The organism is Mycobacterium sp. B14F4 (genome assembly GCF_039871645.1).
Lineage (GTDB): Bacteria > Actinomycetota > Actinomycetes > Mycobacteriales > Mycobacteriaceae > Mycobacterium.
In genome coordinates this window covers 46,472-61,210 of sequence record NZ_JBDPMF010000005.1, presented here as the reverse complement: position 1 = coordinate 61,210, position 14,739 = coordinate 46,472, and the positions used below count along the sequence as shown (strand labels likewise).

The following is a 14,739-nucleotide window of genomic DNA, read 5'->3' as shown; positions in this document are numbered from 1 at the left end:
ATCTGCATCCAGGGCGAAGAAGTGCGAGTGGGCGACGCCCCGAGCGCAGAGTGAACGACTAACTCGCGCCGCTATTGTGGCGACAGTGTCCGAGTCGTCCCGCGGCGATGTGCGCGGGTTGCAAGCGCGCCTCGACGGGCTGACGATCCGCGACGCCGCGCGACTCGGCCGCCGGCTCAAGCAGATGCGCGGCGCCCCGCCGGAGAAGCTCGCGCGGCTCGCCGAGCAGATCGCCGCCGCGGAGGCGCTCGTCGCCGCCCGCACCGCCGCGCTGCCCGCGATCACCTACCCCGAGCTGCCGGTCAGCGAGCGCCGCGACGAGATCGCCAAGGCGATCAACGACCACCAGGTGGTGATCGTCGCCGGCGAGACCGGTTCGGGCAAGACGACCCAGCTGCCCAAGATCTGCCTGGACCTCGGCCGCGGCGTGCGCGGCACCATCGGGCACACCCAGCCGCGGCGCCTCGCGGCCCGCACCGTCGCGCAGCGCATCGCCGACGAGCTCGGCCGCCCACTCGGCGAAACGATCGGCTACACAGTGCGTTTCACCGACCAGGTCAGCGACCGCACGCTGGTGAGACTGATGACCGACGGCATCCTGCTCGCCGAGATCCAGCGTGACCGGCGGCTGCTGCGCTACGACACGCTGATCCTCGACGAGGCCCACGAGCGCAGCCTCAACATCGACTTCCTCCTCGGGTACCTGCGCGAACTGCTGCCGCGACGGCCCGACCTCAAGGTGATCGTCACGTCGGCGACGATCGAGCCGGAGCGCTTCGCCGCGCACTTCGGCGGTGCCGAACATGGATGGAGCGACGGTGCCCCGATCGTCGAGGTGTCGGGACGCACGTACCCGGTCGAGATCCGTTACCGCCCCCTGGAAGTCCCGGTGGCCGATGACGACACCGACGATCCCGACGACCCGGACCACGAGGTGGTGCGCACCGAGGTGCGCGACCAGACCGAGGCGATCGTCGACGCCATCGCCGAACTCGAGGCCGAGCCGCCGGGCGACGTGCTGGTGTTTCTGTCCGGTGAACGCGAGATCCGCGACACCCGAGAAGCGCTGAGTGGCGTCGTCGGCGAGCACACCGAGGTGCTGCCGCTCTACGCCCGGCTGCCGACCGCCGAACAGCAGCGGGTGTTCCAGCCGAGCCGCGCCACCCGTCGAATCGTGCTCGCCACAAACGTCGCCGAGACATCGCTGACAGTGCCCGGCATCCGGTACGTGGTGGACCCCGGCACCGCCCGCATCTCGCGCTACAGCAGACGCACGAAGGTGCAGCGGTTGCCGATCGAGCCGATTTCCCAGGCGTCGGCCGCCCAGCGGGCGGGCCGGTCGGGCCGCACCGCGCCGGGGGTGTGCATCCGGCTCTATTCCGAGGAGGACTTCGCCGCCCGGCCCCGCTACACCGATCCGGAGATCCTGCGGACCAACCTCGCGGCGGTCATCCTGCAGATGGCGGCGCTCAACCTCGGTGAGATCGAGACGTTCCCCTTCCTGGACCCGCCGGAGAGGCGCAGCGTCCGCGACGGCGTGCTGCTGCTGCAGGAGCTCGGCGCCTTCGATGCCGGCGGCCGGATCACCGACACCGGGCGCCGTCTCGCGCGGTTGCCGGTCGACCCGCGGATCGGACGCATGATCCTGCAGGCCGACGCCGAAGGCTGCGTGCGCGAGATTCTCGTGCTGGCCGCGGCGCTGTCCATACCGGACCCGCGTGAGCGGCCCGTCGACCGGGAGGAGGCGGCCCGGCAGAAGCACGCCCGCTTCGCCGACGAGCACTCCGACTTCGTGTCCTACCTGAACCTGTGGCGTTACCTGCGCGAGCAGCGAGCCGAGTTGTCCGGCAACGCGTTTCGGCGCATGTGCCGCGAAGAGTTCCTACACTACCTGCGAATCCGCGAATGGCAGGACCTGGTCGGCCAGTTGCGCAGCATCGCCCGTGACCTGGACATCCGCGAATCCGACGAGCCGGCCGATCCGGCGTTCGTGCACGCGGCGCTGCTCGCCGGGCTGCTCTCGCACATCGGCCTGCGCGACGGCGACTCCCGCGAGTACCAAGGCGCACGCAATGCGAAGTTCGTCCTCGCGCCAGGGTCGGTGCTCGCCAAGCGCCCGCCGCGCTGGATCGTCGTCGCCGACCTCGTCGAGACCAGCAGGCTCTACGGGCGCATCGGCGCGCGGATCCAACCGGACATGGTGGAGCGGATCGCGGGCGACCTGGTTCAGCGCACCTACAGCGAACCGCACTGGGATGCGCAGCGCGGCGCCGTCATGGCCTTCGAGCGGGTGACGCTGTACGGGCTGGCGTTGGTGCCGCGCCGCCGCGTCGAATACTCCCGCATCGAACCGCAGGTGGCGCGCGAGTTGTTCATCCGGCACGCGCTCGTCGACGGCGACTGGCAGACCCGCCACCACTTCTTCCGCGACAACGCCCGCCTGCGCGCCGAATTGGAGAAGTTGGAGGACAAGGCGCGTCGGCGCGACCTGGTCGTCGGCGACGAGGAGATCTTCGCGTTCTACGACGCCCGGGTGCCCGCCGAGGCGGTGTCGGCGCGGCACTTCGACGCATGGTGGAAAAAGCAGCGGCACAACACCCCCGACCTGTTGACGTTCACCCGCGACGACCTCCTGCGCACGGACGAGACGAGTGAGCAGCCCGACGCGTGGCAGGCCGGTGATCTGTCGCTGCCGCTGACCTACCGCTTCGAACCGGGCGCCGAGGACGACGGCGTCACCGTGCACGTGCCCGTCGAGGTGCTGGCCCGGCTCGGCGGTGACGAGTTCGCCTGGCAGGTACCGGCATTGCGGGAGGAGCTCGTCACCGCGTTGATCCGGTCGCTGCCGAAGGACCTGCGCCGCAACTTCGTTCCCGCGCCCGACACCGCCCGCGCGGTGCTGGCCGCGATCACGCCGGGCGCCGAATCGCTGCTGGAGGCGCTCCAACGCGAACTGCACCGGCGCACCGGGATTCTGGTGCCCCTCGACGCATTCGATCTCGACAGGCTTCCGTCGCACCTGCGGGTCACCGTCGCCGTCGAGTCCGCCGACGGCAGCGAGATCGCCCGCGGCAAGGACCTCGAGACGTTGCAGCACCAACTCGAGGCGCCAGTGCGGCGCGCCGTCGCCGAGGCGGTCGGCGACCTGGAGCGCACCGGGCTGCGCGGATGGCCCGACGACATGGAGACACTCTCGCGCACCGTCGAGCGCACCGTCGGCGGGCACGCCGTGCGCGGATACCCGGCGCTGGTCGACGCGGGCGCCACCGTCGACGTGCACGTCTTCCCCACCGCGGCCGAACAGGACGCCGCGATGCGGCCGGGCACCCGCCGGTTGCTGCGGCTCTCGGTCCCGTCACCAGTGAAGGCCGTTGAGCGAGAGCTGGATCCGCGCACCCGACTGATCCTCGGCGCCAACCCCGACGGGTCGCTGCAGGCGTTGCTCGAGGACTGCGCCGACGCGGCGACGGACCTGCTGGCGACCGACCCGGTGTGGACCCGGGCCGAGTTCGTCGCCCTGCGCGACCGTGTCGCCACCGAACTGGCCCCCACCACCAGGGGTGTCGTCGCACGCGTCGAGAAGGTGATCGCCGCGGCCAACGACGTCGAACTGGCCGTCCCTGGCACGCCACCACCGGCCCAGGCCGAGGCGATCGCCGACATCCGCGCCCAACTCGACCGGCTGTTACCCCGAGGGTTCGTCACCGCCGCCGGCGCCGCGCGACTCGCGGACCTCAGCCGCTATCTGCTCGCGATCGGCAGGCGCCTGGACCGGTTGCCGCACGGGGTCGGGGCCGACCGCGAACGCATGCAGCGCGTCCACGCCGTGCAGGACGCGTACGACGAGCTCGTGAGTGCCCTGTCACCGGCCCGCGCGGCAGCCGCCGACATCCGCGACATCGCCGGGCAGATCGAGGAGCTCCGGGTGAGCCTGTGGGCGCAGCAACTCGGCACGCCGCGCCCGGTCAGCGAGCAGCGCATCCACCGCGCCATCGACGCCGTGCGGCCCTGACACAGCGCGTCGGCCAGATCACGAAGCGGGCGTGGTCGACGTCGGCCAATCTGCGAACACTTTGCTGATTTCGGGGCGGCGCGCACATACGCCGGCCGCGGTTCTGGGTACGCGTTCGCCACAGGCTAAGGGGGTGCGATGAATCGAGCCAGGTCCGGACGGTCCGCGGACTCCGACTACCGGGACATCCCGGAATTGCTGCGCAAGCTCGCGGTGTTGCCCGTCGGGTCCTTCGAGCATCGCACCCTGCGGGAGTACGTCGTGCGGCGCTGCCTTCCGCTGGCCGAGCACATCGCGCGCCGCTACGACGGCCGCGGGGAACCCCGCGACGACCTCGTGCAGACCGCGAGGCTGGGGCTGCTCAACGCGATCGAACGGTTCGACCCCGACTCGGGCAGCGACTTCCTGTCGTTTGCAGTGCCGACCGTCATGGGCGAGGTCAAGCGTTACTTCCGTGACAGCGGATGGGCGGTCCACGTGCCGCGACGGCTCAAGGATTCGCGGGCGCAGATCACCACCGCCACAGCGGAGTTGAGCCAGCGCATGGGCCGGGCACCCACCCCGACGGAACTGGCAGGCGAGCTCGGTATGGACCGCCGGGACGTCGTCGAGTCGCTGATCGCCGCGCAGTGTTACCAGACCCGCTCCCTGGATGCCCCGGTCGGAGGCGACGGCGACGACAGCCCGTCGATCGTCGACCGGCTCGGCAACCACGACACCAGCATCGACGCCGTGGAATTCCGCGAGGCCCTACGTCCGCTCCTGGCGCAGCTGCCGCAACGCGAGCAGGACATCTTGACCATGCGGTTCTTCGGCTCGCAGACGCAGACCCAGATCGCACAGAAGCTGGGCATCTCGCAGATGCACGTCTCCCGTCTGCTGGCCAGGAGCCTGGCGCAGTTGCGGCAGGGTCTGACGGGCTGATTCGCCGGCTACCCGGCGCGGTGGGGCCCGCATCGGGTAGGTATTGGCCTATGCGCGCACATCACGCACGGCGGCACGCCGTGTGGCTGACCGCCGCCGCCGTGTTCCTCGCGGCGGCGTGTGGCGGCTCCCCGCCCGCCGCCGAGAGCGACACCCCCGCCGAGGCCGGTCCGGCGCCGGTGATCAAGCCGATCGTGCTCGCCGAGGTACCGCACGACACCACGGCGTGGACCCAGGGCCTCGAGTTCGACGGGCCGACCCTGTACGAGGGCACCGGCATCGCGGGCGAGTCCCAGCTGCGGGAACTCGATCCGGCCACGGGTGCGGTCCGGCGCGCGGCGGCCGCGCCGAACAACTACTACGGCGAGGGCATCACCGTCGTCGGCGACCGGATCTGGGAGCTGACCTGGCAGAACGGTGTCGCCGTCGAGTGGGACACGGCCACGCTGACCCCCGTGCGCGAGGTGCCGGTCGAGGGCGAGGGTTGGGGTTTGTGCGACGACGGCGGACGGCTCATCCGCAGCGACGGCACCGATCGCCTGCACTTCCACGACCCGTCGACGTTCGCCGAGACCGGTTCGGTCGCCGTGACCCGCGACGGCAGTCCGCTGGCCAACCTCAACGAGCTGGAATGCGTCGACGGGCAGGTCTGGGCGAACGTGTGGTTGACCGACATGATCGTGCGCATCGACCCGGCGACGGGTCAGGTCGACACGGTCGTCGACGCCGCCGGATTGTGGCCGGGCCAGGCAGGCAACAGCGAACGGGTGCTCAACGGCATCGCCCACGTCCAGGGCGACGAGTACCTGATCACCGGCAAGAAGTGGCCGTCGATGTTCCGGGTGCGGCTGGACCCGCCGTCGTGACCGTGTTGGACACGGTCAAAGGCGCGGCGCGGCGACTCGCCGCCGCGCCGATCGCGCGGTGGTACCGCCGCTCCGGGGCCGATCTGCCGTTCGGTGACCCGCTGTCCTCGCACGGCACCGAGATGGAGGGCTGGTTCTGGCGCCTGACCGACGCGGCATCCGGCCGGGCGGTGGTCGCACTGGTCAGCGTCAACTCGCACCCCGACGGTGACTGGGCGACGGCGGCCGTTGCGTTGCATCCCGGCCACCGTGTCTACCACGCGGCGCTGGCCGAAGCACGCGCGGACACCGACCCGTTCGAGGTCGATGCGCGCTCGGGGACAAGCTGCTTCTCGGCCACCGACGACCGGCTGCGCGTGGACCTGCCGGGCGTGCGCGTCGACATGCGGTTCGCCGCCGCCTTCGAGTGGCCCAAGGCGCTGGCGGGCGGAGGCGTCGCGTCGGTGGTGCCGTTCCTCAACCAGTACTGGCATCCCTACCGGCTCGGGGGGTCGGCCGACGGGTTCGTCGAATTCGACGGGGACCGTTGGCATTTCATCAATGCCCGGCTGTACTGCGAACGGAACTGGGGGGCGGGGTTCCCCGACCGGTGGTGGTGGGGTCAGGCGCACGATTTCGGTGATGCCGATGTCTCGGTGGCCTTCTCCGGCGGCCTGTTGGCGCTCGGCCCGCTCAAGAGCGATATCGCTGGGGTCGTGGTCCGGCTGGGTGACCGGGTGATCCGCTTGACGCCGCCGACGGCACGAGTGCGCTCGGAGTTGGGCGAGCGACGGTGGACGCTGCATGCGACGTCGCTTCGCTATCGCGTCGACTTGCACGGCGACGGTTCACATCTCGAGCCGCATGCGCTGCCGGTGCCGTTGCCGGCGGAGCGGCGCAACGTCGACACCGATCTCGAGCATCTCGGCGGACGACTGCACTGCGTGGTCCGCGAGTTCGGGAAGGTGATCTTCGACGGCCGATCCGAGCTGGCGGGTCTGGAGGTCGGCAGCCTGCCCCACTAGGGTGGGCGAATGCTCATGATCGGCAACCCGTGAGCCGGCCTCGCGTCGTCATCGCGGGCCTGGGCGACAGCGGCGTCCTGACCGCGATCAAGCTCGCGCGGCACGCCGACGTCGTCGGCATCTCCGCCAAGCCCGGCCTGCTCAGCGGCCAGGAGCTGGGCATGCGGCTGTCCCGTCCGAACGACTGGACCCGCTACAACTGGATCACCTTCGACCGGTTCCGCGGCCTCGATCGCGTCCGCACCGTGCACGGCTCGCTGACCGGAGCCGACCTGGCCGCGCGAAAGGTATTCGTACAACAGCCCGACGGCAGCACGGCGGCCGAACCCTATGACGCGCTGGTCATTTCGACCGGCGTCACCAACGGTTTCTGGCGCCAACCGCGGCTGCAGTCGGCCGAGGAGATCGCCGCCGATCTGGGGCAGGCACATCGGCGGCTGGCCGCGGCGCCTTCGGTGACCGTCATCGGCGGTGGCGCCGCCGCGGTGAGCAGTGCCGCGAACGTGGCGAAGACATGGCCCGACAAGCGCGTCGAGTTGTACTTCCCCGGCGAGCGCGCACTGGTCGCCCACCACCCCCGGGTGTGGGAGCGGGTACGCAGGCGACTGACCGACCTCGGCGTCGGGCTGCATGCCGGCCACCGCGCGGTGCTGCCCGACGGATTCGACTGCGGCGCGCTCACATCCGGGCCGGTGCGGTGGAGCACCGGCCAATCGCCCGCGGCCGCGGACGTCGTGCTCTGGGCGATCGGCCGGGTCCGGCCCAACACGGGATGGCTGCCGCCGGAGGTGCTCGACGAGCACGGCTTCGTGCGGGTCACGCCGGAACTGCGGGTCCCCGGCCAGCGCGGCGTGTACGCGATCGGCGACGTCGCGGCGACGGACCCCTTGCGCTCGTCGGCACGCAACCGCGCGGACGGCCTGCTGGCCCGCAACGTGCGCGCCGAGTTCGACGGCAAACCGCTACGGGCCTACCGCCCCGCGAGCCGTCGCTGGGGGTCGGTGCTCGGACCGCAGCCCGACGGGCTCGAGGTGTTCACGCCCGGCGGGCAGGCGTTCCGCTTCCCCGGCTGGTCGATCGACCGGGTGCTCATGCCGTGGATCGTGTGGCGCGGGTTCTACCGCGGCGTGCGCCCGGATTCTTTGCGCCGAAACTGAAGCTGTGCAGGCGATTCGAGTACTTTCGCCCGCACAACTTCAGTTTCGCGGGATCTCTGCGGTGATCCGGTCCAGCAGCGCCGGGTAGCGGTTGGCCTCGCGGTGCGGCCCGGGCTTGCCGCTGCTGATCAATCCCGCGGCCAGGCCGCGCTGCGGGTCGGCCCACACGGCGATGTTCGTCAGGCCGGTGTGCCCGAACGCCGCGGGGGCGTTGCGCCCGAACGGCCCGAACCGCTTGGACCCCAACATGTATCCGGTGCCCCAGCGCAGCGGCGCGAGGCCAACGGCGACGTCGGGCCGCAGCCGCCGGCATTCGGCCGTCGCGGCCCGCAACGTCTCCGGCGACATCACCCGCACCCCGTCGAGTTCCCCTCCGCGACACAGCAGTTCGGCGAACCGGGACAACTCGAACGCCGTCGACACCGTGTTCGACGACGGCAGCACGCTGGTGAGGTACTGCGGGCTGTTGGAGAACGGAATGATCTTGTACAGCGAGCCGCCGACCGCGAGGCGGAACACGGTCGCGGCGGGCTGTGGCAGCTCCTTGCCCGTCGCGTGGCTGGGTGCGACCAGCGGGACATCCTGCGGCGCAACGCCGTAATTGGTCCAGCGGAAGCCCAGCGGGTCCAGGATCTCGGCGGCCAGGATCTCGCGGATGCCGCGGCCGGTCGCCGCGCCGACGATCTCGCGGATCAACGGGCCCCACGTCAGCCCGTGGTAGATGTGCACCAGGCCGGGTCGGTAGAGCGGCTTGAGTTCGCCGAGCTTTTCGCGGGTGTACTCGCTGTCGTCCATCCGGCGCAGGTCGGGCCGCGGGCCGGTGTGGATCGGGATGCCTGCGCTGTGGGTCATCACGTGCCGGATCGTGGTGCGGTGCTTACCGTGACTGGTGTAGGTGGGCAGGTATTCGCAGACGCGGTCGTCGAGCGAGAAGCAGCCGCGTTCGACGAGCATGTGCACCACCGTCGACGTGATCGCCTTGGCCGCCGAGTAGGCGCAGAACGGGGTGTCGGTGGTGACGGGGATCTTGTCCGCGTCGGGTGGGTCCGCAGGCCCGTTGCCCCAACCGTGTCCGATCGCGCGGTTGAGAACCACCCGGCCGTTGTGGCGCAGGCACAGCTGGATCGCGGGCTGCATGCCGGCCCGATACCAGTGCCGCACGGCCTGCCAGATCCGCTCGACCGAAGCGGCGTCGATCCCCGAGTGGTCTTCGTCGCCGATCGCGGTCACGGCATCGAGGTCGGCGGGCACCCGGATTCTCCCGTCGAGAGGGGTCACGGCGACGTGTTCCGGAGCAACGTGGCGGCCAGATGGTGCTGCAGCGGTTGACCGACGGCCGCCATGCGCACCGCGTAGGTGAGCTCGTCACCGTCGACCCGGACCGAACGGCTCAGCGCGGTAACCTCTTTCGCCGACGCGGTGCAGCCGACCGCGGTGGCGGTCAACTCCATCACGATGACCGGCCCGCTGGTCGTCAGCCTGCCCTCCTCGATCTCGGTGACGCCCGTCGGATGGGCGAGCACCCATTCCACGCGGCCGGCCGACGGCACCCGGACATAGCCGACCTCGGCGTGCAACGGGCGGCCGTCGACCGCGGCGGTGCGCTGCCGATAGACCAGAAACGGCTTGCCGACGTGGTCGAAGGTGACTTCCTCGGTGTAGTCGAACGGCGTGATCGTCGGGTATTCGCCCGAGCCCCGACCTGTCCACACCCCGAGTAGCGGGGCCAGCACAGCGACGTCGGCGTGCAGGTCGGCCATTCCGCCAGGCTAGCGGGGGCCGCCGAGGATGCCCGAGCCGATGAACGAGCCCAGTTGGCCGAGCAGCTCGCCGGGCGCGGTCTTGGGGGGCGGGGCCGCGTCGGTCAGCTGCCAGGGCTGGCAGTCGTTGGTCGTGAACGAGGTGTCGCCCGCCTCGATCCGCACCACCTGCGGCTTCTTGGTCAGCGCGTTGTCGACCATCTTCTCGCCTGCGGCGCGCTTCCAGTAGCAGGCGCTGTTCTCGATCGGCCCGGCCGAACTGTAGGTGCCGGGCACGATGTCGGTGCCCACCGCATAGGTGCCGTCAGCGTCGATCGCCGTCTTCGGCGCGGGAGGCGCGGGTGGCGCGGGTGGCGCGGGCGGCGCCGGTTGGGCGTGGGCGACGCCCGACGCGCCGAGCAGGAGCAACACCGCCGCGGCGACGGCGGCGGGTCTCGTCGGCTTCATAGAAAGGCAGTCTAAGCGTTCACGGGGCATGAAAAAACCCGCCGCTACGGCCGGGGCCGCGGCGGCGGGTCTTTCCCGGGCGATCAGCCGGCTATGAACTCGTCGTAGGCCGACGCCAACTCGGGCGGCAGCGCCTGGATGTTGCAGGTGCGCTGCACGTCACCGATCGGCGCGAGGATGCCGCGCAGGTCGTAATACTCCTGCGGGTTGGCCGTGAAGTACCCACGCAGCGTCGTGGAGGCCTCCGGACGCGGCTGGCTGAACGCGGCGGTGACAGCCTGATTGGCATTGGGGTGACTTTCGAGATAAGCGCGGGCCGCGCCGGTCACGTTGCTCACGGTGCCGGACACGGTGCTCGCACTGCACTGCTCGGGTGCTGCCATCGCCGTCGGCGCGGCGATGGTTGCTGCGGCCAGACCCCCGAGAAGACTGGCGGCACAAACGCCGGCGACCTGCCGGCGCGCGGCGATTCCACGGAACTTCATCTGTTTCTTTCCTTCAATTGCTTTGTTGATTCCCCCGTCCCCGAAATCCAAGGTAGCCGAAAGCAAACGGCGCCAAACGTGCCCGACAGGCCCGGAAACCGCCTGCACGCAGGTGTTACATCGAACAAGCGTGATTTAGACCGCAATTTCGTCCGAATTCGATAAGCGCGCGGTCAGAGATCTTGAAATCTCTCAGAAACGGCTCGCGCTCCTTAATTGATCGTGATTTATCTAGTGACCGAATTGTTATCCAGGAGCGCTGGGACCGGCAACTGGCCGACGCCGGAACCTAAGGTGGTGGCTGTGAAGCTGGACCTGCTCAGCCCGGGTATCGAAGTGGGGCTCGTGACGACGAACCCGGACGCGATGGTCGCCTTCTACGAAGGCTTCCTCGAACTCGCACCGCAGGGCGTGATCGACTTTCCCGGCGGCTCGCAGCGGCGGTACTCGCTGGGCGCCAGCGTGCTCAAGCTCGTCACCTACACCCCCGCGCCGCCGCAGCCCGTCGCCCCCGGCGGTGGCCGGGCGCAGGCGGGGCTGCGCTACTTCACGATCGGGGTGAGCAACCTGCGCGGCGTGGCCGACGCGTTCGCCGCCTCGGAGTACGAGGTCGTCGAGCCGCTGACCGAGTTCGCGCCGGTACCGGGCATGGGCTGGATGTTCGTCGCCGACCCGGACGGCAACCACATCGAATTGTTCGGCACGCTGTGACGGGCCCCCAGGCCTGGTCGACGCCTCCGGTGACACCGACCTGCTACCGGCATCCCGACCGCGTCACCTACGTCCGCTGCGCGCGCTGCAACCGCTACATCTGCGGTGAGTGCATGCGCGACGCCGCCGTCGGACATCAGTGCGTGGACTGTGTGAACGCCGGCGCGAAGTCGGTGCGGCAGGTCCGCACGCAGTTCGGCGGCGTGCCGTCGGCCAAGCCGATGGTCACCTATGTGCTGATCGGCATCAACGTGGTGATGTTCGCGCTGCAGTTTCTGGTGCCCGGCTTCCAGCGCGAGTTGGTGCTGCAGTCCTACGTGGTGGCCGACGGCGACCTCTACCGGTTCGTGACGTCGGCGTTCCTGCACTACGGCGCGCCGCACATCCTGTTCAACATGTGGGCGCTCTACGTCGTCGGCCCGCCGCTGGAGGCGGCGCTGGGCAGGCTGCGGTTCACCGGGCTGTACCTGCTCAGCGCGCTCGGCGGGTCGGTGCTGGTGTACCTTCTCTCGTCGCCGGTCGTCGCCACGGTGGGCGCGTCGGGTGCGATCTTCGGTTTGTTCGGTGCGACGTTCGTCATCGGCAAGCGGTTGAGCATGGACGTGCGCTGGGTGATCGCGCTGATCGCGATCAACCTGGTGATCACTTTCGTCATCCCGCTGGTCAGTGCGCTGAACATCAGTTGGCAGGGCCACCTCGGCGGGTTGGCGACCGGCGCGGCCGTCGCCGCGGCGTACGCGTACGCGCCACGCAACGCGCGCAACCTCGTGCAGGCGGGTGCGACGGTCGCGGCCCTGGTGGTGTTCGCGCTGCTGATCTGGTGGCGGACCGACGTCCTGCAGGCCACGCTGGCCGCGCTGGCTGCGCTCTAGAGTCAAGACCCGCCGCCGCACGTTCGCCCACTGCTCACGCAGTCGTCATCCGCGGATGTCAGCGTGGAAGCGTGCAGGTCGAATCGTCAACCCCGGCCAGGGCGGGGGTGATCGAACGATTCCACCGGTTCTGCGTCGAAGTGGTCGCCCGGCTGCCGTTCGGCCTCGATACCGTTGTCGCGCCGACGTTTCTGGGCTTCTGCCTGATCAACGGCTTCACGTTCGGCGCCGACCTGGTCCTGTTGACGGCCCTGCACGGCTGGCTGTCCGCGCCGCTGCCCGTCGCGGTGACGGCGGCCTATGCGACGGCGTTCGCGTTGAGCTACGTACTGAACCGGATCTTCAACTTCCGGTCGCACGCCCCGGTCGGGCCGCAGTTCGCGATCTACGTTGCCGTCGTCGTGGTGAACTATCTGGCGTTCATCCTCGGGGTGTCGAACCTGCTTGCCGCACTTGGCCTGGACTACCGCATCGCGCGCCTGGCCGCCGGGGCTTGTGAGGCGGTGTACATGTACGGCGCGATGCGCTGGGTGGTGTTCCTCCGGTAGCGGACTGCGTTCGGGGACAATGAGTTGTGCTCGGATACCTGGTCGCGGTGCCGCTCGTCGCGGTGCGGCGGCAACCTCGGATCAACACCGCGTACCTGGACGCCACCGGCACCCTGCGGTCGTCGTGCGGTGGACGACCACCGACGGTCGCGGCGGTATCGACGATGTACCCGGCCATGGACCCGGCGGGCTTGTGGCACAACGACGATCCCGTGGTCGGCGGGCAGGCCCGCGCGACGGTCGGCGCGTACACGGGCGGCTCGCCCGAGCAGTTCCCCAAGCGGTACGAGCAGATCGCGTCGGCGACGCACATCAGCGCCGCCGCGCCGCCAACGCTGATCGTCGCACCCCGATCCGACCACCTGGTGCCGGTCGGCGGCACCTACCGGTTCGTCGAACGGGCCCGCGCGGCGGGAAACCCGACCCGGTCGCGCCGATCAGGTGGACACTGAGGACCTGACGATGGCTGACGACCGACTCGACGAACTCTATGCCGCCAGGCCGGAGGACTTCACCGCGTTACGCACCAAGCTCGCCGCTGACGCGAAGCGCAGTGGCGACGCCGACGCCGCCAAGCGGATCAGCGCTGCGCGCAAGCCGACGACCGCGGCGTGGGTGGTCAACCGACTCGCCATCGGCGACGACGACGTCGCACGTCGGTGCAAGGAACTCGGCGAACGGTTGCGCGACGCGCACGCGGCGATGGACGGCCACCGCATCCGCGACCTGTCCGCCGAGCAGCGCCGTCTCGTCGACGACCTCGTGCGCCGGGCGTTCGAGGAGGCCGAGATGAGAAGCCCGGCCGGCGCGCTGCGCGACGACGTCACCGGCACGCTGCAGGCCGCTGTCGCCGACCCCGGGGTCGCGGGTCGGCTGGGGCGGTTGACCAAGGCCGAGAAGTGGTCCGGGTTCGGCGAGTTCGGCGACAGCGCGATCGTGTTCAGCCCTGCGAGCAGGCGCAAGGCGGAAGCGAAGCAGCCGGAACCGAAGGCCCCCGCGACCGAGCCGGCCGACGAGAAGGAGGCGGCCGCTCGCCGCGAACAACAGCAGGCGCGGGCGGCGGTGGCCGCGGCGGAGCGGGCCAAGGCCGAGGCCGACGATGCGCTGACCGAACTGCAGTCCGACCTCGCCGCCGCTCGGCTTCGACACCGGGACGCCGAGCGGCGACTGCGCGACGCCGAACGCGGGCTGGTCGCGGCCGAGGACGCCTACGACAAGGCCAAGCAGGCCAGCCGGGACGCCGCGGCCGTGGTCAAGGAGACCAAGGCCCGCCTGAAGCGCGCTAAGTGACTGCGCGACAGCTGATTTCCATGCTGTCGTTGTCCCGCGCCGGGAAGCTCACGCTGACATAGCCGTTCGCCGGATCCCGAACGTGGCCGAGGTACGGCGCGAGCTCGGCCATCGAGGTGTTGTCGGCCACCACGAGCGTGCCGGGCGACAGCCGAGGCTCCAGCAGCTCGAGCACCGGCAGGTACAGCTCCTTCCAGCCGTCGAGCAGCACGAAATCGACTGCCCCGTCGAGGGTCTGCAGGGTTTGCAGCGCGTCGCCCTCGAACACCGTGATCACGTCGTCCAGGCCTGTCTCGGCGAACGTCTTCGTCGCCGCCGCGACCTTCGCCGCGCTGAGTTCGGTGGTGACCACCCGGCCGCCGCCGTTGTCGCGGACCGCCGCGGCGAGGTGGATCGCGGAGATGCCGAGCGACATGCCGAACTCGACCACGGTGGCCGGTCTGCTCGCCCGCACCAACGCATACAGCAGCCGGCCGGCGTCCGGTGTCACCGGCAAGTAGAAGTCGCTCAAGGCGTCGGCGCGCTCCTGCGCGGTGGCCGAGTTGAGGCGCGCGAACTCGGCGCCGATGTCGCGCAGCCGCGCCATCTGGTTGTTGGACTCGCCGTACATCCGATTCAGTGCGGTCGCGACCCGCGGGTCGGCAAGGGAGGTGCTCACCCGGT

General features: G+C 70.2%; 15 protein-coding genes. 10 read left to right on the top strand and 5 right to left on the bottom strand.

Going from position 1 to position 14,739, the window contains the following annotated elements; genetic code table 11:
• Positions 1-85: 85 nt before the first annotated feature.
• The 5 genes from hrpA to ABGB19_RS15235 all read left to right on the top strand — a co-directional run bounded on the left by hrpA (position 86) and on the right by ABGB19_RS15235 (position 7,963).
• Positions 86-4,012: an ATP-dependent RNA helicase HrpA gene (gene hrpA / locus ABGB19_RS15255; RefSeq protein WP_347686815.1), complete on the top strand. Its 3,927-nt coding sequence runs from the start codon at positions 86-88 to the stop codon at positions 4,010-4,012.
• Between the two features lie 138 nt (positions 4,013-4,150).
• Positions 4,151-4,936 (top strand): SigB/SigF/SigG family RNA polymerase sigma factor, encoded by a 786-nt coding sequence (locus ABGB19_RS15250; protein ID WP_347686814.1) that lies wholly within the window; start codon positions 4,151-4,153, stop codon positions 4,934-4,936.
• Positions 4,937-4,986: 50 nt separating this feature from the next.
• A complete protein-coding gene (locus ABGB19_RS15245; protein WP_347686813.1) occupies positions 4,987-5,802 on the top strand; it encodes a glutaminyl-peptide cyclotransferase in 816 nt (271 codons plus the stop codon).
• Positions 5,803-5,804: 2 nt separating this feature from the next.
• Positions 5,805-6,806, top strand: a complete 1,002-nt coding sequence (locus ABGB19_RS15240; protein ID WP_347687199.1) for a tocopherol cyclase family protein — start codon at positions 5,805-5,807, stop codon at positions 6,804-6,806.
• 29 nt (positions 6,807-6,835) lie between these two features.
• The gene (locus tag ABGB19_RS15235; protein WP_347686812.1) at positions 6,836-7,963 is read left to right on the top strand and encodes an FAD-dependent oxidoreductase; all 1,128 of its coding nucleotides are present in this window, start codon (positions 6,836-6,838) and stop codon (positions 7,961-7,963) included.
• 39 nt (positions 7,964-8,002) lie between these two features.
• Here ABGB19_RS15235 and lipE read toward each other — a convergent pair whose 3' ends face one another.
• The 4 genes from lipE to ABGB19_RS15215 form a co-directional block, all read right to left on the bottom strand.
• Positions 8,003-9,241 (bottom strand): lipase LipE, encoded by a 1,239-nt coding sequence (lipE, locus tag ABGB19_RS15230; protein ID WP_347686811.1) that lies wholly within the window; start codon positions 9,239-9,241, stop codon positions 8,003-8,005.
• Positions 9,238-9,723 carry a peroxynitrite isomerase gene (locus tag ABGB19_RS15225; RefSeq protein ID WP_347686810.1) on the bottom strand — a complete coding sequence of 162 codons (486 nt, stop codon included), beginning with the start codon at positions 9,721-9,723 and terminating at the stop codon, positions 9,238-9,240. Before ABGB19_RS15225 ends, lipE begins: the two co-directional genes overlap by 4 nt.
• Before the next feature lie 9 nt (positions 9,724-9,732).
• Positions 9,733-10,170 (bottom strand): hypothetical protein, encoded by a 438-nt coding sequence (locus ABGB19_RS15220; protein ID WP_347686809.1) that lies wholly within the window; start codon positions 10,168-10,170, stop codon positions 9,733-9,735.
• 83 nt (positions 10,171-10,253) lie between these two features.
• Positions 10,254-10,655 (bottom strand): heme-binding protein, encoded by a 402-nt coding sequence (locus ABGB19_RS15215; RefSeq protein ID WP_347687198.1) that lies wholly within the window; start codon positions 10,653-10,655, stop codon positions 10,254-10,256.
• A gap of 297 nt (positions 10,656-10,952) precedes the next feature.
• On the opposite strand from ABGB19_RS15215, the gene ABGB19_RS15210 reads away from it, so the two are divergent.
• The 5 genes from ABGB19_RS15210 to ABGB19_RS15190 all read left to right on the top strand — a co-directional run bounded on the left by ABGB19_RS15210 (position 10,953) and on the right by ABGB19_RS15190 (position 14,076).
• Positions 10,953-11,366 (top strand): VOC family protein, encoded by a 414-nt coding sequence (locus tag ABGB19_RS15210; protein ID WP_347686808.1) that lies wholly within the window; start codon positions 10,953-10,955, stop codon positions 11,364-11,366.
• A 29-nt stretch (positions 11,367-11,395) separates the two neighbouring features.
• Positions 11,396-12,238, top strand: a complete 843-nt coding sequence (locus ABGB19_RS15205) for a rhomboid family intramembrane serine protease (RefSeq protein ID WP_347686807.1) — start codon at positions 11,396-11,398, stop codon at positions 12,236-12,238.
• Between the two features lie 71 nt (positions 12,239-12,309).
• On the top strand, positions 12,310-12,786 hold the full coding sequence (locus ABGB19_RS15200; protein ID WP_347686806.1) for a GtrA family protein: 477 nt from the start codon (positions 12,310-12,312) through the stop codon (positions 12,784-12,786).
• A 26-nt stretch (positions 12,787-12,812) separates the two neighbouring features.
• A complete protein-coding gene (locus ABGB19_RS15195; protein ID WP_347686805.1) occupies positions 12,813-13,238 on the top strand; it encodes a hypothetical protein in 426 nt (141 codons plus the stop codon).
• A 10-nt stretch (positions 13,239-13,248) separates the two neighbouring features.
• Complete coding sequence (locus ABGB19_RS15190) at positions 13,249-14,076, top strand: hypothetical protein (protein WP_347686804.1); 828 nt, start codon at positions 13,249-13,251, stop codon at positions 14,074-14,076.
• On the opposite strand, the gene ABGB19_RS15185 is transcribed toward ABGB19_RS15190, so the two are convergent.
• Positions 14,069-14,734: a class I SAM-dependent methyltransferase gene (locus ABGB19_RS15185; RefSeq protein WP_347686803.1), complete on the bottom strand. Its 666-nt coding sequence runs from the start codon at positions 14,732-14,734 to the stop codon at positions 14,069-14,071. The two genes, ABGB19_RS15190 and ABGB19_RS15185, sit on opposite strands and share 8 nt — an antisense overlap.
• Positions 14,735-14,739: the final 5 nt, after the last annotated feature.

Coding starts and splice junctions, on each gene's coding strand:
- ABGB19_RS15215 (WP_347687198.1), bottom strand. CDS start 10,655: ATGAAGTTCCGTGGAATCGCCGCGCGCCGGCAGGTCGCCGGCGTTTGT.
- ABGB19_RS15245 (WP_347686813.1), top strand. CDS start 4,987: ATGCGCGCACATCACGCACGGCGGCACGCCGTGTGGCTGACCGCCGCC.
- ABGB19_RS15220 (WP_347686809.1), bottom strand. CDS start 10,170: ATGAAGCCGACGAGACCCGCCGCCGTCGCCGCGGCGGTGTTGCTCCTG.
- ABGB19_RS15190 (WP_347686804.1), top strand. CDS start 13,249: ATGGCTGACGACCGACTCGACGAACTCTATGCCGCCAGGCCGGAGGAC.
- ABGB19_RS15225 (WP_347686810.1), bottom strand. CDS start 9,723: ATGGCCGACCTGCACGCCGACGTCGCTGTGCTGGCCCCGCTACTCGGG.
- ABGB19_RS15250 (WP_347686814.1), top strand. CDS start 4,151: ATGAATCGAGCCAGGTCCGGACGGTCCGCGGACTCCGACTACCGGGAC.